The 23,094-nt window shown below is 37.7% G+C and carries 15 protein-coding genes; 12 read left to right on the top strand and 3 right to left on the bottom strand.

Translation table 11 applies throughout. The features are described 5' to 3' along the window. Positions 1–453 precede the first annotated feature (453 nt). From GJU43_RS18315 to GJU43_RS18300, 4 genes are all read left to right on the top strand, one after another. Complete coding sequence (locus GJU43_RS18315) at positions 454–1,758, top strand: hypothetical protein (protein WP_154342685.1); 1,305 nt, start codon at positions 454–456, stop codon at positions 1,756–1,758. A 149-nt stretch (positions 1,759–1,907) separates the two neighbouring features. After that, entirely contained in the window at positions 1,908–2,753 is an 846-nt protein-coding gene (locus tag GJU43_RS18310; RefSeq protein WP_154342683.1) for a T9SS type A sorting domain-containing protein, read from the top strand. Between the two features lie 103 nt (positions 2,754–2,856). Continuing rightward, a complete protein-coding gene (locus tag GJU43_RS18305) occupies positions 2,857–3,630 on the top strand; it encodes a hypothetical protein (protein ID WP_154342681.1) in 774 nt (257 codons plus the stop codon). 35 nt (positions 3,631–3,665) lie between these two features. Continuing rightward, positions 3,666–5,021 carry a S41 family peptidase gene (locus GJU43_RS18300; RefSeq protein ID WP_154342679.1) on the top strand — a complete coding sequence of 452 codons (1,356 nt, stop codon included), beginning with the start codon at positions 3,666–3,668 and terminating at the stop codon, positions 5,019–5,021. Between the two features lie 112 nt (positions 5,022–5,133). On the opposite strand, the gene GJU43_RS18295 is transcribed toward GJU43_RS18300, so the two are convergent. Further along, complete coding sequence (locus GJU43_RS18295) at positions 5,134–5,802, bottom strand: response regulator (protein WP_154342677.1); 669 nt, start codon at positions 5,800–5,802, stop codon at positions 5,134–5,136. A gap of 1,035 nt (positions 5,803–6,837) precedes the next feature. On the opposite strand from GJU43_RS18295, the gene GJU43_RS18290 reads away from it, so the two are divergent. The 6 genes from GJU43_RS18290 to ligD all read left to right on the top strand — a co-directional run bounded on the left by GJU43_RS18290 (position 6,838) and on the right by ligD (position 18,688). Beyond that, positions 6,838–9,756: a S8 family serine peptidase gene (locus tag GJU43_RS18290; protein WP_154342675.1), complete on the top strand. Its 2,919-nt coding sequence runs from the start codon at positions 6,838–6,840 to the stop codon at positions 9,754–9,756. 195 nt (positions 9,757–9,951) lie between these two features. Next, positions 9,952–10,992 carry a ligase-associated DNA damage response exonuclease gene (locus tag GJU43_RS18285; protein WP_154342673.1) on the top strand — a complete coding sequence of 347 codons (1,041 nt, stop codon included), beginning with the start codon at positions 9,952–9,954 and terminating at the stop codon, positions 10,990–10,992. A gap of 242 nt (positions 10,993–11,234) precedes the next feature. Next, entirely contained in the window at positions 11,235–12,836 is a 1,602-nt protein-coding gene (locus GJU43_RS18280; RefSeq protein ID WP_154342671.1) for an ATP-dependent DNA ligase, read from the top strand. Between the two features lie 12 nt (positions 12,837–12,848). Then, a complete protein-coding gene (locus GJU43_RS18275) occupies positions 12,849–15,308 on the top strand; it encodes a ligase-associated DNA damage response DEXH box helicase (RefSeq protein ID WP_154342669.1) in 2,460 nt (819 codons plus the stop codon). A 2-nt stretch (positions 15,309–15,310) separates the two neighbouring features. Continuing rightward, the gene (gene pdeM / locus GJU43_RS18270) at positions 15,311–15,946 is read left to right on the top strand and encodes a ligase-associated DNA damage response endonuclease PdeM (RefSeq protein ID WP_154342667.1); all 636 of its coding nucleotides are present in this window, start codon (positions 15,311–15,313) and stop codon (positions 15,944–15,946) included. A gap of 168 nt (positions 15,947–16,114) precedes the next feature. Beyond that, positions 16,115–18,688 carry a DNA ligase D gene (gene ligD, locus GJU43_RS18265; RefSeq protein ID WP_154342665.1) on the top strand — a complete coding sequence of 858 codons (2,574 nt, stop codon included), beginning with the start codon at positions 16,115–16,117 and terminating at the stop codon, positions 18,686–18,688. Here ligD and GJU43_RS18260 read toward each other — a convergent pair. Further along, positions 18,685–19,461, bottom strand: a complete 777-nt coding sequence (locus GJU43_RS18260) for a Ku protein (RefSeq protein ID WP_154342663.1) — start codon at positions 19,459–19,461, stop codon at positions 18,685–18,687. The genes ligD and GJU43_RS18260 overlap by 4 nt on opposite strands. 229 nt (positions 19,462–19,690) lie before the next feature. Then, complete coding sequence (locus tag GJU43_RS18255; protein WP_154342661.1) at positions 19,691–20,062, bottom strand: STAS/SEC14 domain-containing protein; 372 nt, start codon at positions 20,060–20,062, stop codon at positions 19,691–19,693. A gap of 316 nt (positions 20,063–20,378) precedes the next feature. Here GJU43_RS18255 and lepB point away from each other — a divergent pair, with 316 nt between their 5' ends. Together lepB and GJU43_RS18245 are read left to right on the top strand one after the other, a co-directional pair. After that, the gene (lepB, locus tag GJU43_RS18250; RefSeq protein ID WP_154342659.1) at positions 20,379–21,986 is read left to right on the top strand and encodes a signal peptidase I; all 1,608 of its coding nucleotides are present in this window, start codon (positions 20,379–20,381) and stop codon (positions 21,984–21,986) included. Between the two features lie 152 nt (positions 21,987–22,138). Beyond that, on the top strand, positions 22,139–23,014 hold the full coding sequence (locus tag GJU43_RS18245) for an alpha/beta fold hydrolase (RefSeq protein ID WP_195760061.1): 876 nt from the start codon (positions 22,139–22,141) through the stop codon (positions 23,012–23,014). Positions 23,015–23,094: the final 80 nt, after the last annotated feature.

Here is a 23,094-nt window from a genome sequence, read left to right as displayed (position 1 = left end):
AAATTAAGAAAACGTTAAGGATAAATTTTGATGTGATTTTTTCGGCTATTGAAATCTAATGTATATAAAGGGCGACAGATTTTTTAATATCAATAAAATCATTCTCCGGATTAATTTCTTTGAAAAAAGGTTACAGGTAGTTACTAAACATTTCAGACGTACATAATCTGCGAAAAAAACCAGACCGGAAAGCGGATCAGAATGGTACAATAGATTTTCACGTTCTCTAATATTTGCGGTAGTATTTGTTTCCAATTAGAAGAGAAAGAATCCTTTCACCTGATCCCTAAAGTGAAAGAAGAATAACCAGGGATAAGTTTCCGGCGGTAAAGCGGAAGCTTATTATAAAAGACTTTACCAAAAGGAAAGGTCAGAGGGAAGAAAATTTGCTGCTCTCCCCAAAGACCTCAAGTGTAAAATATAAGCAGCAAAGTTAATCAAAATTCAGTTATCATGAAAAAAGTTTTTTTGTTCGCGATTGCCATTATTTTCTTCAATTCTTGTCAAAATGATGAAGCAAGTGCTGATTCTTCATTTGCAATGAAATCTGCCAGCGCAGATTATTCAGGTTATCCAACTACAGTACAGACTGTAAGTGGTAACATTACGACTAACACTACATGGACAAACGACAGAGTTTGGGAAGTAAGTGGAGTAGTTCGTGTAATAGGAGCAAAATTAACTATCCAGCCTGGAACTTTCATTAAAGCTAAAGTATTAGCAGGCGGTGGAGCTACAGGAGTAGTAGTAATTACTAAAACAGGTCAGATTGATGCTCAGGGTACTGCAACAGCGCCGGTTATCTTTACAAGTTATAATTTGTTAGACGGAAATGCTGCTACAACAGCAACTCCCGGAGATTTTGGCGGAGTTGTTCTTTTAGGAGATGCTCAGGTAAATACAGGTGTAACTACTAATATTATTGAAGGTTTAGGAGATCAGCCAACACCGTCTGATTTTTATTATGGAGGAACAAACAACGCTCATAATGCAGGAGCTTTAAACTATGTTCGTATCGAGTATGCAGGTCGTATCTTAGATGCAGCTACAGGTGTTGAAATCAATGGTTTAACTTGTGGTGGTGTTGGTAGCGGTACTGTTATTGATCACGTTCAGGTATCTTACGGAAGAGACGATTCATTTGAATTCTTCGGAGGAACAGTAAATGCAAGCCATTTAGTTTCTTTTGCACCGGATGATGACAACTTCGATTTTGATTTTGGTTACACAGGTACTATTTCTAAAGCAATCGCTATTGCTGATACAAATTCTACACACAGTTTAAGCGGTGGAAACCCGGATTCAAACGGTATCGAATTAGATAATAACGCAACAGGTACATCTACTACGCTTATCACAAAACCTGTAATTTCTGAATTATCTATTATAGGAGCAAACTCAATTACAGGTGGAGCACTTTATGAAAATGCTATTCACGTACGCAGATTAGGAGAAATCAATCTTAGAAATGTTACGGTTACAGGATATGTTACAGGAATCAGATGGGAATCTCCTTCATTACCTGCTAACTCGACAAGAGCCCTTTTATCAGTACATGCTTTTACAAATCCTGTATTGCCTGTTGGAACATCTTTAGGTTTAGGAAGTTCTCCTTCATCTACTGCTGCTGTTGCTGATTCATGGGGTTTAACACAACCATTTTTTAATCTTGGTACCTTAAACTTAGCAGGAGCTACAGGTGCATTTAAGACAGAGCAAAACTGGACAGACACCTGGACAAAATTTACTAATTTCTAATTAGTAGTATAATTATAAAATAACCTAACGGGGCTGTCTAAAAAGTGTGTTTATTGTTTTTTTACTAAAAAGGAGGATATGTTCGTGTGCAGTGTTGGTATGCATCTGTCCTCACTTTTTAGGCAGCCTTTGTTTTTAACTATTATAAAATGAAAAAAAAATTACTTGTATTAGCTTTTATGCTTGTTTCCGGAATCGCATCTGCTCAGTTTACTATATGGGAAGATGATTTTGAGGATTCGGATGTGTCTGACTGGACTTTATTAGATAGGGATGGAGATGCCGTTAATTGGATTACGCGTACCGATCTTCAGGTAGATGAAAATTATGCTCCGATAGAAGGCACTTACAAGATATTAGGTACTTATAATATCAATATGGAAACTCTTGAGTCTCTTGGGCGCGCACAGCAAAACTGGGCAATTGCTCCGGCAGTTGATTTGTCTTTTTACAGCGGCGGAATGCAATTAATCTTAAACGCACAAAAATCAATATTTGACTCCAGTAATAATTTAGATGTTTACGCTTCCACCACAGATAAAGCTCCGGGTTCTTTTACTAAGATCGCCACTGTTGAAATAAAAAGAGTAGATGAGTTAGCTACTGAATTTAAGGATTATACAGTAGATATTTCTCAGTTCGCTGGTCAGTCACAGGTATATTTTGCTCTTGTAAGCGCACCGGATCTTGTTATTGGATATGAAATAGACAAGATTTCAATTACAGCCGCTTCCTTAGGTTTAGAGGATATACAAGGAAAAAAAGCAACAGTATTAAAACAAAATCCCGTAAAAAATTATTTGCAGTTGCAGTTAAGCGATGCCTTAAATGCAGAAGATGTTGCAGTAAAAGTATACAATACAACAGGTATACTTGTTAAAGATACCAAGTATAACGATTCAGGTATTTCAGTTGATAATTTGTCGTCCGGTGTTTATTATCTCGTTTTGGAGGATGGTGAAAAAGTGGAAAAAATCAAATTTATTAAACAATAACTGCTCCTTTTCAGGAAGCTGTTGTTGAAGTCATTTGTATACACAGAAATCAATTAAAGCTTCAATAAAAACAATCATTTTTAATAATTTACAATTATAACGCATGGATAATTTAGTTAAAATAGTAATTGCTTTTTTAATCACGACTATTTTTCTTTCCTCTTGTACTAATGATCATTTAACTCCTCTAAATCAGGAGCAAAAGGCGGGAAAAGTGGTCATAAAAGGATATAATGCAATGCCCGATTCTATTCAGGTTTCGTTAGACGGCAAATTGCTGATTATCGATAAGCATGACGCCTTTGTAAAAAAAATAGAAAAAACATACGAATTTGTATTTTATGATAATAGCGTTAAAACAGTAGAAATTATCAATAAAAAGACAAAACAAATTTTACATTCCTATAGCTTTACTACCGCTAAACCGGTCGATACACTTTCATTTTATGCCAAAGAAAATATCTGGATTGAAAATGTACTGTCTCAGAAACCCGGAACGCTGAGCACAACAAAAAACACCGGTTACAGATTTATATTTCCAAACATTAACCTGTATGCAAAAAGCAGTTATACGGGTCCTGTGGATGCAATCATCACAAAAGCAAACGGGCAGGAGATTGGAGTAGTCCAGAATATAAGCAAAAACAGTTTTAGCGCTTTTTTGGAATTCCCTTATAGTTCACCGCCAATCCTAAATATTGAGTTGGTAAAACATGGAACTACTGAATCATACGTACCCGGAAAAAAAGTTACTTTTCAGACTATTATGCAGACCAACAAATCCAAATTAATTGTTCTGGAAGAAAAAGCCGATGGCAACGGCGTTTTTTCAGGAATAGACGGTACGATCAATTTAACGGACTATTTTTCTTTTTAGGTTCTTACAAAACAAATCTGAATGCTGCACTTTCCATGAAAAAACACCAATTTATTTTGAAAGCTTTTCTTCTCCTCCTTTTTGCACTGACAGTTTCCTGTCAGAGTGAGGAGGAACCTGTCATTTATAAAGAAGGCAGTACTGAATACGTAAACAGCTGGATGTACGAACAGATGAAAAAGTATTATTTATGGAGTGAAGACATGCCGGATCGTACCAATTTGGCTTTAGATTCAAAAGAATACTTTAAAAAATTATTACAGGCAGACGATCGGTTTTCTTATGCTACCGATGCTTCGTCGCCGGATACATTTCCTAAAAGCATCCGAAGCAATTACGGATTTGACATTGCAGTTGTGGAATACGAAGGGCAAGTCTACGGCATGGTTTTATTTGTACTTTCAGATTCTCCTGCCGAACGAAATGGCATGAAAAGAGGCCAGCTCGTCAAAACCATCAACGGAACTTTATTAAACACCCAAAATTTTGAGCGCCTGTATCTTGATGTAGCCCATTCGGATCAGGTAAAATTACAGCTGATGGATTATACTGAAGAATCCGGCTTTTCAGCACTAAAAGAAATACAATTAGGACGCGGTTTTACTTTTTCACAGCCTATGATACATAAGGTTGTCCTAAACAATACCGAAAAAACAGGCTATCTGGCCATTCCTCATTTTGATATCGGATTGGCATCACCCTTGTTGCAGGTATTTCAGGATTTTAAAAATCAATCCGTTACCAAAGTTATTATTGATTTAAGATATAACGGGGGCGGAGATGTTTCTTCCGCCGCAGCGTTAAGTATTATCCTGGCACCCGATATCAAACCCGGTGATTTGTTTATAAAATTTAAAGGAAATAAAAACGGAGGTGCTGTAAACCAATCCTTTAAAGAAGCGTTGGAAATGAATGAAACTGCTGTACATTATGATGCATTACGTGCAGCACATCCTGCGATTCAGGAAGTATATGTTTTGTGTGGAAGCCATACTGCATCTGCCTCTGAAATTATTATAAATAACCTTAAACCTTATATGAAGGTCATTACCATAGGGGAGAAAACAACAGGAAAAGATGTTGCCGGTTTTGCTATAGAAGACAACAGGATTTCGGGTCAGCAGGGATGGACACTCTATCCGGTGATCTATAAACTATCGAACGCCAGTAACGAAGGCAATTACAGCATGGGTATAACACCTTCTGTAGTACTAAATGAAATTGGGAATCTGGAAATTTTTCCTTTGGGAGATACCAGGGAAATTTTGATGAACAGGGCCTTAAATGGTGTGTCAGCTGCGAAAGAGAATTCTTTTTCTCCTGTAAAAGTTATTCCTCTGAAAACAATTCCTCATGATGTTGATCATTTTCTTGAGGTCAATTTTAAATAAAATTCCTAAAAGGCAGTAGGAAGATAAGAGCACACAGATCGGGGCATTTCTGTATTTGAAGCAATATCTTGCCTTTAGTAATTTTATGAAGTGTAAGAGAGTAGTTTTTAATCTATAATAATCCTAATTTTTTTGCTTTTTCAATTAAATCTTTATCACTTCCTTTTCCTTGTAAAAGCTGGTCTTTTATGCTTGCTTTTCTTTTTTCGATGGCACTCATGGAGAGCGGAATATAATCGGGAAGATTTACTGTTTTAACACCTTCGGAAATTAAAATCAAAATGTGATTATCGTGGTTATCCCAGTTTATATTCTTTTTAAATAATTCTCTTTGCGATTCAATTATGGTGGGACTCCGGAATATTTCTCCTTCCATAATTTTTTTGCAGATAACTGGAAATAACTCAAAATTGATATCACTCTTCGCTATAAATCCTTCCGGTTTTAAGCTCTTGATTATTTTATCTACTGTCAAAGGCTCACTGTGCATTGTAAGAAGTACGATCTTACAGTTGGGAAATCTTTGCCGGAGTAATAGAGCCAGATCAGTACCATTATTGATATTTGCCTTTTTGTAAGAAGGCAGATTAATATCCAGTAAAGCAAAATCTATAGTTATATCCTGCTTCAGATAGAAATTTATTTTATTGTAGGCATCTTCACAATTGTAGCTCTTTATAAAATCAGGTGTTTTGTTTTGATAATTATTTTCAGATAGTAGGTTAATATAACTGTCAACGGTCATGGGGTGATCGTCGACTATCAAAATGCTAAAAATCATATATATTTAATTATTTGTAGCAAATCTAACTAAATATTACGGATAAACCGTACAATTAAAACAAATCTTCTTTATTTTTTTTCTGCAAGTTATTATGATTTTAAGTTAATATTCTAAAGATCAAATTGTAAATTACAGCATTATATGCCATAAATTCGTTTAAATTCCATTGAAACTAAAATTAAGTAGTTTTTTTCTGATGTTATGTTTTTGTAACGGAGAGGTAAAGTCCGGAACGACGTGATCCATTAGCTCTCTGATGGTATCGAAATTAAATTTCTATACTGTTGCTAATTTTTTTTGCGCAAAAGTTTAGCTTTTCTGCAACAGTCATAAATGAAAAGTCTAGTACGGGTATTGCACACAAAGAATTTAATAGCGGTTCTCCATTCGGTATTTTGTAGTCCACGTAACAGTTAAGCGAAATCTTTGCTATGTACTATAATAACTGTTTATAGAACACTTTCTAATAAGCAGAAATCCCTGTCCCAAAAGGTATTGATTCAATTTTTTCATAAAATCTAAAATTTTAGCGGTCATTTTTAAATAAAATTCTGAATCAATTAACGGTTCAAGACGAATTATCTAATCCGGTAAGATAATCTGCACAGCATTTCTTTTATTCAAGCTTTCAAAAAATCAATTAATTATTTGAATTCATCTTCAGTTTTGATCAATTTATTAATAATTATGAAGCGATTACGTTAAAATTAAGAATTTTCTTCTAAAATGCATAATGTGTTTTAAATCAGGTATTTATACGCTATTTTGACTCATCTCCTTTTACGAATTTTAGCATAGCTAGAATTAATCTTACAAACAATATCGCTTTTTGTAAATAAAATTTAACAAAATTTTTTAAAAAAAATAGCGCTTTACAATCATAAAATTTTAGTAACCCTTTAAAAACCAGAATTATGAAAATTCGAACAAAAGCAGGCATTCCGTTTTTTGGAATGTTTGCAATCAGAAGTCCTCCTTATTTTTTTATAAGATTTTAAAATTTTAAAATACAAACCATTAAAAGTAAATCACATGAAAAACGTATACAAAATTATTTTCCTTTGTGTATGCGGAATAACCTATTCGCAGACTCAAAATGATATTGAAACAATCAGGTCCCAAAGTAATGTTTCAGAACTGGAAACGCTGAGTGCACAATACAAGTCCGAAGCCGCCGAGAAAAAAGAAAGAGCCATCGCTTTAGCTAAAACGAACGGATGGAGTGTTACTATTATTAATAAAGACGGGACTGTAAGCGAACTAATGGATGTTACGCCAGACGGAAAAAAACCAGTTTATTTTACTCCTGATAATGTAAATGCGGCCAAATCTACCAGAGCAAATTTTTTAAATTCAGGCGGCGGATTAGGGCTGAACCTTAATGGACAATCTATGACCGCTTATGTATGGGATGGAGGAGCTACACTTCCGACCCATAATGAGTTTGGTGGAAGAGTCTCTATTCTGGATGGTGTGACTCTTCTGACAACCAATAATAACAGCCAGCATGCAAATCACGTTACCGGAACTATTGTGGCAGCAGGTTCTGTAGCAGCAGCAAAAGGAATGGCCACTCAGGCAAATGCAAGAACCAATGAGTGGAATAGCGATTTAGGTGAAGCTACTGTAGCCGCTAATACAAGCGGAATGTTGTTGTCCAATCATTCTTATGGATGGCTAACAGTAGATGGACTGGGCAATGTTCTGATTGATCCCTGGCAGTTTGGTGCTTACCAGACCATTGCAAGGCAGTGGGACAACGTTATGTTTAATGCCCCTTATTACTTGATGGTGAAAGCCGCAGGAAATGACGGGCTGGATAATACCTCCAATCCAAGTCCGCTTGGAGGCAGCGTAGGTTATGACAAACTTACCGGGGCGGCTACCAGTAAAAACAATCTGGTTATTGCCAATGCCAACGATGCGGTCATTAATGCCACTACAGGAGCCTTAACAAGTGTAACAATCAACACTTCAAGCAGTCAGGGACCTACAGATGATTTAAGGATAAAACCGGATCTTACCGGAAACGGAACCGCTGTGTATTCTACAGCTACACTTACCGCTACGCCAACACCTCTTACTAACAGCAGTTATGGTAATGCAACGGGAACCTCTATGGCGTCTCCAAATGTTACCGGAACTTTACTTTTATTGCAGCAGCATTATAAAAACCTGAAAGGCAATTTTATGCGTGCCGCAACATTAAAAGGATTGGCATTACACACTGCAGATGATGCCGGAGTTGCTGGTCCTGATGCTAAATTTGGCTGGGGATTACTCAATGCCAAATTTGCCGCGGAAACGATTACAAAAAACGGAACTTTTGCTATTATTCAGGAACATACCCTGCCAAACGGTAGTTCTTATAGTTTTCCTGTAACCTCTGATGGTGTAAACCCTTTAATTGCTTCTATATCCTGGACAGATCCTGCCGGAACAGCCAATTTAGGAAGTATTGTAAATGTAAATACCGCCAGACTTGTAAATGATTTAGATATAAGAGTGACAAATTCAGCAGGTACAGCTTTACCGTACAGACTGCTATCGGCTACAGTAAACGGATTAGGCGATAATACCAGAGATCCTTTCGAACGCATTGCGATTACAGGAGCAGCAGGCAATTATACAGTAACGATCAGCCATAAAGGTACTTTGGTAAACGGCAGTCAGAAATATTCTGTAATCGTGACCGGTATCACAGTGCCTGTTGCTGATTTATACATTAAAGACAGACCGTTTGATACTGGAGTAGAGCCAAACCCCGATTCAGGCCCTATGTGGATCAGTGATGACATTTGGGTAAGGCAAAATATAGACGCCGGACTAACACATGAGAATCCGGAGTATAAAACAAGTTCGCCTAATGCGGTATACATAAGAGTGTACAATAAAGGAACAAATCCGAGTTCATCAGCAAAAGTAAAACTCTATTTTGCCAAAGCTTCCTCCGGATTAACCTGGCCGACTAATTTTGTGAATTTCAATATAGGCACTGTAAAACATGGTGACGAAATCGGAGAAGTAAGCATTCCGTCTATAGTGCCGGGTGGCAGTACAATTGTGATGGTACCATGGTATCCGCCAAATCCCGCCGATTTTACAACTGACATACATCATTTTTGTTTAACGGCCCGAATAGAATCACCGCGAGACCCTATGGCCAATGAAGTAAATAATATAAATATCGGTGCCAATGCCAAAAACAACAACAATATCGCATGGAAAAACCTGAGTGTTTATAATTTAAATACAACAGATTTTGTGGCGCCTACAGCAGTATTTATAAGAGGAATTAAATCCAAATTAATCAATATAAAATTTGTGGATAAAGGATTTAATGAAGAACTTAAAAATAATTTCTTTGAATTAGGAGGTACAATTGAAGCCACTCTGGACGAACGCCTATTCGAAAGAGCACAATCCAACGGAAGTCTGAAAGGTGTAAAAATTATAGATAAAAATAAAATCCTCATCACTTCCAGAGAAGAATCCATTGCTAATTTACCAATCGGTCTCGGGGAAACGTTCGCCATAACATTCGATTTTAGAGTAGCAAAAGATTTTCCTGCCGATCAGCAAATTACGTTAGACCTTGTTCAGGAAGATGCTCAAAAAGGTGAGCTTGAAGGAGGGGAACGTTTTGCCCTGATAAAAGCAGAGAAGCCTAAAAACGAATCAAATGAAATAGTTCTTAAAGAAGCAGCTGATTCAGGTGTTATTACCATTTATCCCAATCCTACTGATGGTATCTTTACTATAAATGTAAACAGTGACCAAAAGGGAACTTTAAAAATAATCAATATGTACAGCGGAGTTGTTTTTGAAGAAAAAAACAATAAGCAAAAAGAATTTCATGTAAATATTGCCAAACAAATCCCAGGAATCTACATTGTGCAGTTTACTTCCGAAAGCGGAATAACAACTACCAGAAAGATCATTAAAAAATAATTTGCCGTTCTTTTGACCTACTTGGAAAAGCAGCCTTCGGGCTGCTTTTTTATGGCTTAAAAATAATGCTAATATTCATTATTTTAGGATTCATTTTTAAAATACCAATTATTGAAGTTTTGTAATAACAATACTGAATCGTATAAAAAATTATAAAATCAAATTCACTAATTTTAAGATTCTGAAAATTAAAAGATGAATCCTCCATTACTAGCATTTAACGATAAAGGAATATACTGCCAGCAGGCCGATGTCTATCTGGATCCGTGGCGTCCGGTAACCAATGCCATCATTACCCATGGTCATGCGGATCATTCGCGCTGGGGGCATAAAAATTATATCACACATCACACCAATGTACCGATTATAAAGCACCGTCTGGGCGATATCAATGTGACAGGAAAGGACTGGAAGGAAACGTTTACCATAAACGGTGTGACATTTTCACTTCATCCTGCCGGACATATTATCGGATCTGCTCAAATCAGGGTAGAATACAAAGGCGAAATCTGGGTTTTTACAGGGGATTATAAAACCGAAGACGACGGAATTTCGGTACCGTATGAAGTGGTAAAATGTCATTCTTTCATCACTGAATGTACTTTCGGATTACCGGCTTTCAAATGGACACCGCAAGCCGAGGTCATGACGGACATCAACAATTGGTGGGCGGAAAATCGTGCCGAAGGAAAAACCTCTGTGCTTTTTGGCTATTCGTTAGGAAAAGCACAGCGATTATTAAAATACCTGGATACCGATATCGGTAAAATATATACCCATGGCGCTATCGAAAATATGACAAACGTCTTACGACCGCTGGTCGATTTTCCACCCACCACCCGAATAACTTCAGAAGTTAAAAAAGAAGATTTATTAGGCAGCATGGTGCTTGCTCCGCCAAGTGCACACGGAAGTACCTGGATCAGGAAAATGACACCTTTTGTGACCGGATCTGCCAGTGGCTGGATGGCTTTTCGCGGGGCAAGACGCCGCCGTGCGGTAGATCGCGGATTTGTACTGAGCGATCATTGCGACTGGACGGGTTTACTCGAAAGTATAAAAGCAACCGGTGCCGAAAAAATAATTTCAACCCATGGCTATTCGGATATTTTTTCCAAGTACCTTCAGGAGTTAGGCTATGACGCCCGAACTGCCCATACACAATACGAAGGAGAATCGGGGGAAATGGAGGTTAAAAAAGAAGATGAGGAAGAGAATATCGAGAAAAGAGTATAGAGAAAAGAGAAAAGAGTATAGAGTATAGAATATAGAGAAGAAAATATATAGAGAAGAGTATAGGAAAAATCAAAGAATTTAGAGTAAAGAATAAGAAGTAGACAAAATAATATAGAGTAGTGTAAGATTATAAATTATCCACCAATCTTGTTTCTGCTGTCTATGCTCTTTTCTCTATATTCTATATTCTTTCATCTCATCTAACATCTGACTTCTAACAAATAACTTTTAACGTTACGAAAATGAAAAACTTTGCCGAACTTATAAAAACACTGGACAGTTCTAATAAAACTTCGGTAAAAGTAGATGCTTTAACGAATTACTTCCGCAATGCCAGTGATGAAGATAAAGTCTGGACTATTGCCATTCTTTCGCACCGCCGTCCGCCAAGGCCCGTCAATACGACTTTATTGCGATTATGGGCCAATGAACTCGCCGGTATTCCGCTTTGGCTTTTTGAGGAAAGTTACCATATTGTAGGTGATCTTGCCGAAACAATCGCACTGGTGATTCCGACCACAAAAGAACATTCCGACAGAAGCCTGACCGAATTTTTACAGGAAATCATAGCGTTAAAAAAGAAAACCGATACAGAGAAAAAAGAGTATCTCCAAACCAACTGGCTGGCTTTAAATTATTATGAGCGTTTTGTTTTTACCAAACTCATTACAGGAAGTTTCAGGATTGGTGTGAGTCAGAAGTTGATGACAAGGGCACTTTCCAAAGCCGAAAATATTGATGAAGATGCTTTGGCTTATAAATTAATGGGCGACTGGAACCCTGATAAAGTCACGTTTCAGGAATTGATCCTGGACGAAAAAAGCAGCGACTATTTATCGAAACCCTATCCGTTTTATCTGGCGTATCCTGTGGAAGGGGAACCTTCTAGCCTTGGAAATGCGGAAGACTGGAGCGCCGAACATAAATGGGACGGCATTCGTTCCCAGACGATTATCCGTGAAAACGAAATTTATGTCTGGAGCCGCGGCGAGGAATTGGTGACCGATAAATATCCCGAATTTGCCTCTTTCATCGGAGTGATTCCGGATGGAACAGTCATCGACGGTGAAATCCTTCCTTATATAAACAACGAAATAGGCACATTTAATGATCTTCAGACCAGAATTGGACGGAAAACGGTTTCGGCTGCCATCCTGAAAAAAGCTCCGGTCATTATAAAAGCCTACGATCTTCTGGAATGGAAGGGCGAAGACATTAGAAATCTTTCTTTTGAAGAACGTCGTATACTATTAGAACAATTGTATGAAGAAATTAAACATCATGAAATTCCGTTACAGCTTTCCGAAAGGGTAAAATTTTCAAACTGGGAGGAACTGACAGCAGAGAGAATACGGTCCCGTGAAATGAAAAGCGAGGGACTGATGCTGAAACGAAAGGACTCACCTTATCTGGTAGGACGAAAAAAAGGGGACTGGTGGAAATGGAAAATAGAACCATTAGTGATTGATGCCGTGCTTACCTACGCCATGCGCGGACACGGGCGACGCTCGAATCTGTTTACCGATTATACGTTTGCCTTATGGCAGCAGAATGAAAATAACGAACGCGAATTAGTCACTTTCGCCAAAGCCTATTCCGGTTTAACCGATGCGGAATTCAGAATGGTGGATGACTGGATCAAGAAAAATACACTGGAGCGATTTGGCCCTGTGCGAAGCGTGACACCGCAATTGGTTTTCGAAATTGGTTTTGAAGGAATTGCGCTTTCAAAAAGACACAAAAGTGGTATCGCAACACGGTTTCCGAGAATTCTGAGATGGCGTCACGATAAAAAAATAGAGGATGCCAATTCGATTGAAGATTTAAAGAGTATGATTGTATAGCGTTAAAATAAAATGAACAGAGAACAGCTTTTTACAGTGGCGAATGATTGGTTTCATCAACAGGGATGGAAACCCTTTCCGTTTCAGACGCAAACCTGGACGGCTTTTTTGCAGGGTAAAAATGGTCTTCTGAATGCCCCGACAGGAAGTGGAAAAACCTATGCACTCTGGCTGCCGATTGTTTTAAACTACATTAAGAAAAATCCAAATTATAAAACGAAACATACACCGGGACTCAAAGCCATCTGGATTACGCCGCTACGATCCCTTTCGGTAGAAATTAAACAGGCTGCCGAACGTGTTGTAATGGATCTCGAAACCAAAATGACAGTTGGAATCCGTTCCGGGGATACATCGGCAAGTGAGAGGGCGAAACAAAAAGGAAAAATGCCCGATTTACTGATCACTACGCCGGAGAGCCTGCAACTATTGCTGGCAACGAAAGGCTACGACAAAATTTTCGGCAATTGTGAAGCGATTGTAATTGATGAATGGCACGAATTACTGGGTACCAAACGCGGTGTACAGACCGAATTGGCTTTGTCCCGATTAAAAAAAATAGCACCCAATCTGCGTATTTGGGGAATTTCTGCGACGATTGGCAATTTGCAGCAGGCGCAGGAAGTCTTACTCGGAGTCGATTCTGAAGCGTATCACAATTCGGTTTTGATCAAAGCCGTCATTCACAAAAAAATAAAAGTCATTTCGATTATTCCCGACAAAATGGAAACCTATCCCTGGCGCGGACACATGGGTTTACATTTAATTGATGAGGTCGCGAAAATTATCAAAGCCAGTAAAACAACACTCATTTTTACCAATGTGCGTTCGGCCTGTGAAATCTGGTTTCAGCGTTTACTCGAAAAATATCCCGAGTTTGCCGGAGAAATGGCCATGCATCACGGCAGTATAAGCCGCGAAACCCGCCTTTGGGTCGAGGACGCGATTCGAAATGAAGAATTAAAAGTCGTTGTTTGTACCTCAAGCCTGGATTTGGGGGTTGATTTTGCGCCTGTAGAAACGATTATTCAGGTGGGAGGACCGAAAGGCGTTGCCCGTTTTTTACAAAGAGCAGGACGCAGTGGACACCAGCCCGGAAAAGAAAGTGTCATTTACTTTCTGGCGACACATGCCATTGAGTTAATAGAAGCTTCAGCCTTAAAAAAAGCAGTCGAAGAGAATGTCATCGAAGACCGGGTTCCTTATCTAAACAGTTGGGATGTTTTGGTGCAATATTTAAACACATTAGCTGTTTCAGATGGATTTTTCCCGGACGAAATTTACGAAGAAGTGAAAGGAACATTCTGTTACCAGGCCATGACCGAAGAGCACTGGAACTGGATTCTGAATTTTATTTCAAACGGAAGCCAGAGTTTGCAGGCGTATGACGAATATAAAAAAGTGGAAGTTGAGGAAGACGGCCGTTTTAAAATCAACAGCCGCCTGATCGCCATGCACCACAGAATGCAGATTGGAACCATCATTGGCGATTCGGTTTTGAATGTGAAATACATGAGCGGCGGTTATATCGGAACGATTGAAGAATGGTTTATCACCAAATTAAAACCGGGGGACACTTTTATTTTTGCCGGTAAACGACTCGAATTATTTAAGATCAGAAACATGCAGGTGCTGGTGCGAAAAGCAGATCCGAAAAAAATATCCAAAGTGGTAAGCTGGATGGGAGGGCGTATGGCGCTTTCGGCACAAATGAGTGAATTGCTGCGTCAGGAATTATACCGCGCGAATACCGATAACCTGTCACCGGAATTTAAAGCCCTTCAGCCTTTGTTTACGAGGCAGCGAAAGGAATCGATTGTACCAAATGCGGATGAGTTTTTAATTGAAACCTTTAAGACAAGAGATGGATATCACGCTGTTTTTTATCCGTTTGAGGGGCGCTTTGTACACGAAGCCCTGGCAAGTTTGCTGGCCTACAGAATTAGTTTGCTGGTATCCATTAGTTTCTCACTGGCGTACAATGATTATGGATTTGAATTGCTTTCGGATCAGGAAATCAATATGCAGGAAGTTCTGGACAATAATTTATTTTCGACAGCCTACGTGCATGAGGATTTACAAAAAAGCCTGAATGCCACCGAAATGGCCAGAAGAAAGTTCAGGGATATTGCCGTCATTGCGGGACTGGTTTTTACGGGTTTTCCCGGAAAAATGGTCAAAACAAAACATTTGCAGAGCGGTTCCCAGTTACTGTTTGAAGTCTTTCGGGATTACGAACCTGATAATTTACTGTTTCAGCAGGCCTATCGGGAAACCTTTGAGCACCAATTGGAAGAAGGCCGTCTGATCATGGCTCTGGAGCGAATTCAAAATCAGGAAATAGTATGGAAATCCTGCGCCAAACCCACACCATTTAGTTTTCCGTTAATAACCGACAGATTACGGGAAAAGCTTTCGAGCGAAACATTAGCAGAACGAATAAAAAAAATGACCGCTTCTTACATGAAATAATTATGAGGATAACAATACAAAATCAGACCTTCGTTTTACATTCGAGCGGTGCTTTATTTTGGGAAGACAAAAACTGGCTTCTGATTTCTGATGTGCATTTGGGCAAAGTATCACATTTCAGGAAACACGGTGTTGCCATTCCCAATAATGCGATTTTAGAAAATTTCACCAGACTGACAGCGGTAGCCGCATTTTTCAGTCCCGAAAAAGTCATTTTTCTGGGTGATTTATTCCACAGCTCCAAAAATCAGGAATGGGATTTATTCGAAGAATGGGTTTCGTGCTGTGTCAGCGAAATTACTCTTATTGCCGGAAATCACGATATTATTAATAAAAAACATTACACTGATATTGATATAGAGGTACTGCAGTTTCTTGAAATTGACGGCTTTTTGTTAACACATCATCCGAAGGAAAACAAAGGCTGGTTTAACTTTTCGGGTCATATCCACCCGGGCGTTACCTTACGGGGTTTGGGAGGACAGTCTTTAAAATTACCCTGCTTTTTCCAGAAGGAAAACCAGATGATTTTGCCTGCTTTTGGAGAATTTACCGGCAAGCATATTATAAGACCCGAACAAGGTGATTTAATTTACGCAATTGCCAGAGATGAAATTGTGATCGTCAACAGTAAGTAAAGTAATGGTTTGCTTTTAATGTTATAAAATTCATTTATAATTCTGTAAGTAATTGTCTCTAAAGGTTTTTTAAATTTAATCATTGAAATCATTTTCTCTTCTTAAAAGTGTTTTTTGGAAGCAGATTTATTTTAATGAAAAGGAAATTTAAGTAACGAAATAAAAGGTATGTCACTTCAAAAATACAATCAAAAGAGAAATTTTAGCGCTACAGCTGAACCGAAAGGTCAGGTGGGACGATCTGAAAACCAATTGATTTTCGTGATTCAAAAACATGCCGCTTCTCATTTGCATTATGATTTTCGACTGGAAATGGATGGTGTACTGAAGAGCTGGGCGGTTCCCAAAGGACCATCGTTAGATCCTGAAATAAAACGCCTGGCGATGATGGTAGAAGATCACCCGTACAGCTATAAAGATTTCGAAGGGTCTATTCCCGAAGGAAATTATGGCGCCGGAAACGTGATTGTCTGGGATAACGGAACCTATCTTCCTGCTGATACGGATTATAAGGGATCTGCCGAAGATAAATTGCGGGCAGATCTTAAAAAAGGACATCTTAGTTTTACTTTAAAAGGTAAAAAACTGAAAGGAAATTTTTCATTAATACAATTAAAAGGCAAACAGGAAAATGCCTGGCTTCTGATTAAAAAAGAGGATAAATATGCCACTACCGAAGATATTCTTAAAAAAGATAAATCGGTTATTTCCAAAGTGAGTCTCGATGCTTTAGAAAAGAAATCAGCCAAAGAAAAAGCGGCTGCTAAAAAAAAAACAGCTGATGTAAAGTCAGCCGTAACTGAAGAGAAAGAAAAAAAAGAGACGAAAAAAGAAGCTATTGCATTTAAAAAACCAATGCTGGCCAGTCTTACCGAAAAAGCCTTTGATGACCCGGATTGGATTTTCGAAAATAAATTTGACGGCTATCGCACGCTCGCTTTAATAAAAGAAGATCGTACAGAACTTTTCAGCAGGAATCAGATTTCATTCACTAAAAAATTTCAGCCGATAACCGACGAATTAAAAAAAATAAACCACGAAGCCATTCTTGATGGGGAAGTAGTGGTTGAAAATGAAGCGGGACGATCGGATTTTCAGTTACTTCAAAATTATTTAAAAACAGGAAAAGGCAAATTGAAATTTTATGTTTTTGATATTTTGAATCTGGACGGAAATGATGCGACCCATCTGACTTTACTGGAACGAAAAGAGCTGCTGCAAATGTTAGTGTCTAAATCTAAATTTTCGAATATTCTGTATTCCGAACATGTTCCTGAAAAAGGGATCACATTTCTGGAAGTTGCTGCTAAAAAAGAAAGCGAAGGGATTATTGCTAAAAAAGCAGACAGTTTGTATAACATTGGGAAAAGAACAGGAGACTGGCTTAAAATAAAATTATCCCAACAGGAAGAAGCCATTATCATCGGAATCACAGAGCCTAAAAATTCACGTACCTATTTTGGAGCTTTATTGCTGGGACAATACAACAGTGGCGTATTACAATTTATTGGTAAATGCGGAACCGGTTTTACACAGGAAGTCCTGAAAGAGCTACACCTTAAATTTACCCCATATTTTACTGATCAATCTCCTCTGGAAGAAAAAGTACCGCTTCGGGATGCCATTCAATGGATTAAACCAAAATTTATCTGTCAGGTTAAATTTACAGAGTGGACTCAGGATAATCATCTTCGGCAGCCTGTATATCTGGGCCTTAGAATAGATAAAAAGCTTAAAGAAGTTGTTTTTTCCGGAAAGGATAAAGTTACGATCATTAAAAAGAAGGCAAAAATGGAAAAGACACCCACAGTAAAAAGTAAATCAGAGGATAAGAGAACAGATAATTTTGATTTAAAAGCAGGAAAAACAACCCTGCATTTAACCAATCAGAATAAAATATATTTTCCGGCTGACGGCATAACCAAAGGAGCTATTGTAAATTATTACAATGAGGTTGCCGATTTGATTTTACCTTATCTAAAAGACCGTCCGGAATCCATGTATCGTTTCCCGAATGGAATCGAACAACCTGGTTTTTATCAGAAAGATGTCGATGATGATAAAATTCCCTCCTGGGTGAAAACAAAAAAGATTTTCTCGGAATCTACGAATGCTGATATCGATTATCTGATTTGCAATGACAAAGCAACTTTGCTCTACATGGCCAATCTGGGCTGTATCGACATTAATCCGTGGAACTCCACGATCAAACATATTGATAATGCGGATTGGGTGGTAATTGATATTGATCCGGAGAAGGACGACTTTAAAGAAGTCGTAAAAACAGCACTCATGGTAAAAGAGGTGATGGATGAATTTGAAACCGAATGTTACTGTAAAACTTCCGGTGCTTCCGGGCTTCATGTCTATATTCCGATGGCAGCAAAATATGACTATGATTCCGTAAAAATATTTGCAGAACTTATTGCACATGAAGTCCATTCCAGACTACCCGAAACGACGAGTTTGGAACGTTCGATCAAAAAAAGAAATCATAAAATATATCTTGATTACCTGCAAAACCGAAAGGGACAAACTCTTGCAGCTCCTTATTCTGTGCGTCCAAAACCGGGCGCAACCGTTTCTACACCTTTGGAATGGAGTGAAGTAAATGCAAAATTATCACCTTCCCAATTTACAATCAAAAATGTCTTAAAACGATTTGAAAAGAAAGGTGATCTTTGGCAGCCGGTTTTAGGAAAAGGGGCCGATATAAAAGCAATCCTGAAGAAAAGTTACTAGGAACTTTTCTTCTTTTTGTTTTCAAGACTTGCTTTAAGCATTTCCATTAAGTCGTCATTTTGTTTGTGAACGACTTTTAGTTTTGGGGCAGCCTGTTTTTTGCCTTTGGCTTTGTCCTTGATGATTTTCAGAAGTTTACCGGTATACTCATCTTTATAGCTCGAAATGTCAAATTTTTCGGTAAGCTGTTCGACCAGTTTATTGGCCATATCCATTTCTTTAACTTTTGTTTTAGAAACAGCCGGGAGTTTCAATTCAGACGTGTCTCTGATTTCCTGCTCAAAACGAATTCTGTTCAACACAATCACATTTTTAAAAGGTTTTAAAATAGCCAGACCTTCTTTATTTCGCATGACAAAACTGGTTACGCCTACCTTTCCTGAAGCTTCAAGTGCATCACGCAATAAGGCATATGCTTTCATGGCACCTTTATCAGGCTCGAGATAATAAGGCTGCTCGTAATATAAACTGTCAATTTCTTTTTCGAGGGTAAAGTTTAGAATGTCTATTGTTTTTGTTTTTTCGGCATCGGCGGCTTCAAAATCTTCCTCTTCGAGAATCACATATTTATCGTTTATTTTGTACCCTTTTACAATATTGCTGAATGCCACTTCCTTTCCGGTAGTTTCATTGACTCTTTTGAATTTAATATTCGAATGGTCATTTTTATCCAGCATATCCATGTCTAATGTGCTTTCCTGTACGGCAGAAAATAATTTCACAGGGATATTAATTAACCCAAAACTAATTGCACCGGTCCATATCGCTCTCATAATCTTTAATTTTAAAATTGGTTTAGCTGTAAGATGCAGTACTGATGCTAGCAATTAAATGCAATGCGCACCAGACAGCGTAACAGGGCTGTGATAATTTAGATTTTATTGTATGTGTTATCACAGAACTGGTGATATTTTTAATTGAGTTTTACTTTTTATCACGAAAGTTGTGATAAACCAAACTGCTATTTTTCTTTTATCACAGGAGTGTACCATCTGTTAGATCTTAAAGTGTCTCTTCAGAAACCCATGTTATGGCTTCGTCGTATTGTTCTTTTTTAAAACCTTTAAATTCACCCGGAATGATATAACTGAAGCCATTCGTAAAAGAAATGATCGTATCAGAATCGGTAACGATTGCTGCCCTGTTCCATTTTCCAATATTTTTCAGACCAAGCATGGCATCCTGAACCCAGGCGCCTGTGGTGAAATTTTCTAATTCAGTATCTAAAACCAACAGGAAATTGATGTGGTTAATTTGTTTGATCACACGATCTACTTCCGGAATTATAATGTCATGGAAATGTTCTTTGGTAACTTCTCCGGTTGCCCGAAAAGCTGCGATATTATTGGGCGTATCAGGTATTAACTGTATCATTTTTTTTCTTTTAAAAGTTTAAATAAATGTAGATAACACTTTATTTCTCTGCTTACACTTAAAAAGTTAAATCTTACAAAATCGTAAGGCTTTTTTAAGGTGCTGAGGAGCTAAGGTTCTGAGATTCTAAGTTTTTTTGAACTGATTTATCTTGAAAGCAGAGTGCTAATTTTGCGATTTGGATTAAATCCTCCTGACTTATTTTGTAACATATTCGATAAAAAACTACTTATAGAAGATCCTGTAATTTTTACGCTGTCATTATTTCAAATACACAGAACTCAAATTTTTATACTAATAACCAAAAAAGAAAAATATGAATGTATCAGAATGGCTCATTTTTATTTTAATCATGCAGATTGTTCACGGGCTCTCTACCTGGAAACTTTATGTAAAAGCAGGTAGAAAGCCTGTAGAAGCATTTATACCGATTTATAATTTGGTAATTCTTATGAAAATTATAAATCGTCCGCGATGGTGGACTTTTTTACTTTTTATACCCATTGTCAATCTCATTATGATTCCGGTTATCTGGGTAGAGACAATCAGAAGTTTTGGAAAGAATACTACTTTGGATACAATATCGGTGGTACTGACATTGGGTTTCTACATTACTTTTTTAAATTATACTTCTGAAAAACTAACTTATATTGAGAATAGAAACCTAAAGTCTCAGACAAAAACAGGAGATACGATAAGTTCTCTTTTATTTGCCGTTATTGTAGCGACATTGGTGCATACGTACGTAATACAGCCCTTTACGATTCCGTCTTCGTCACTGGAAAAAACATTATTGATTGGCGATTTTTTGTTTGTAAGTAAAATTAATTTTGGTCCGAGAACTCCTATGACTACCCTTGCATTGCCTATGGTGCATGATTCGATTCCTTTTTTAGGGGTGAAATCTTATTTGTTTAGCGATGATATTACTAAAAAAGAAACCTCCCTTTTAAACAAGTTTCAGCTGCCGTATTTCAGATTTCCTGCCATAGAGAAAATTGAGCGTAATGAAATTGTAGTGTTTAACCAGCCTGCAGACACCTTGCGCGATATGGATAATTTTAAACCGGACCGGAATTATTACAAGCCTATCGATAAAAAAACAAATCTGGTAAAAAGATGTGTCGGCATACCCGGAGATTCTCTGGAAATCAGGGACGGAAATATTTACATTAACGGGAAACTGAGCCAATTACCGCAAAGTGCAAAACCTCAGTTTAACTTTTTCGTAGATACAAAAGGAGAAGCCATCAGTCAGGATGCCCTGGTAAACCGGTATGGGGCAAGAGAAGGTTTAAAATATCAAAATGGAGACTTTGCCTTAACCGATAAAGGACAATATTTTTTGACACTCACAGATCAGGAAGCCGCTTTAATCGCCAATAATCCAACCGTAAAAAGCGTCAAAAAATATCTATTGCCAAAAGGAACAGACGGAGACGTATTTCCTCATATTCCTTCTCTGGGCTGGAATATAGATAATTTTGGGCCGATTTACATCCCTAAAAAAGGAGCCACTATTCCGTTAGATTTAAAGACACTTCCTTTTTATAAAAGAATTATACAGGAATATGAAAAAAATACTTTAAAAATTAATGGGGATCAAATTATAATCAATGGAAAAGCAAGCACGACCTACACTTTTAAAGAAGATTATTACTGGATGATGGGAGACAACCGCCAAAACTCTTTAGATGCAAGATTCTGGGGGTATGTGCCTTTTGATCACGTGGTAGGTAAACCCGTATTTATTTGGTTCAGCTGGAATACCGATGGCAGTGGAATTCATAAAGTACGATGGAACCGTATTTTTTCGGTCGTAAACGGCAATAGCGAACCTAAATCGTATTTCATTCCCTTTTTATTTCTGATCGCTTTTTATGTTATCGGTAAAAAAGTACTAAAGAACAGGAAGAAAGAATAAAAGAATAGTCGCGGTAATAATCGTTGGAACAGATTGGGTTTTATTGGATGTATTATTTTATTTCCTATATTCGTTTCGTCAGAAAATACATTGTTCTGATGGCTCTGGCCATTACTCAGCCACAGAATAGTAACGAAACCAAACTAACCTTTATGAAAAAAAGAATTAAACTATTAGTATTGTTTGTAGTGTTTTCAATAGGGCCTGTTGCAAATGCCCAGGTTCATATGAACTTTAAATTTGAAACACCTTATGGCGAAAATAAAGCGGTCGGAAAATATGCTGAAATAAATGGTGCTAAAATCTACTACGAGGAATACGGAAAAGGCGAACCTTTATTGCTTATTCACGGAAATGGCGGAAGTATTAATTCAATGGGAAACCAGATTGATTATTTTAAATCGAAGTACAGGGTTATTATTGCGGACAGCAGAGGACAAGGAAAATCAGAGATGAAAACAGATTCCCTAACCTATGAGCAAATCACAAAAGACTGGGAAGGCCTGGTGAATCACTTAAAGTTAGATTCGATCAGCATTATTGGCTGGAGCGACGGTGGAATTGTCGCATTGGAAATGGGTATATCCGGTAAAACAAAAATAAAGAAAATGGTGACGATGGGTGCCAATTTAAGACCGGATTCAACAGCTGTTAATGGCTGGGCTGTCAAAGAGGTTGGTAAATCCAAAAAAGAAGTTCTTTCAAAAATAAAACAGAAAGACACCACCCGAAACTGGAAAGTAGAAAAGCAGATGCTGGACCTTTTAGGAAACCAGCCCAATATTCCCACTAAGGATTTATCAAAAATAAAAGCAAAAGTACTAATAGTGGCGGGCGATGAAGATATTATAAAAAACAAACACAGTTTGGAAATTTATGAGCATATCCCCAAAGCACAATTGTGCATAATGCCGGGAGAAACACATTTTGCACCCGCTTCAAATCCTGTATTATTTAATGAAATTGCCAATAAATTTTTAGCAGAGCCCTTTAAAAGACCGGATTCTAACTGGACAAAGTGGAAATAATCGGGCTACCTTTTACAAAAACGTTAATTATCCAAAATAAAACTAAAATTAAAAAGAGTTGAAATAGCAATATTTCAGCT

It is taken from the genome of Flavobacterium sp. LC2016-23 (genome assembly GCF_009674775.1).
Lineage (GTDB): Bacteria > Bacteroidota > Bacteroidia > Flavobacteriales > Flavobacteriaceae > Flavobacterium.
The sequence above is the reverse complement of the archived record's forward strand: the minus strand, read 5'-3'. Positions and strand labels throughout refer to the sequence as shown.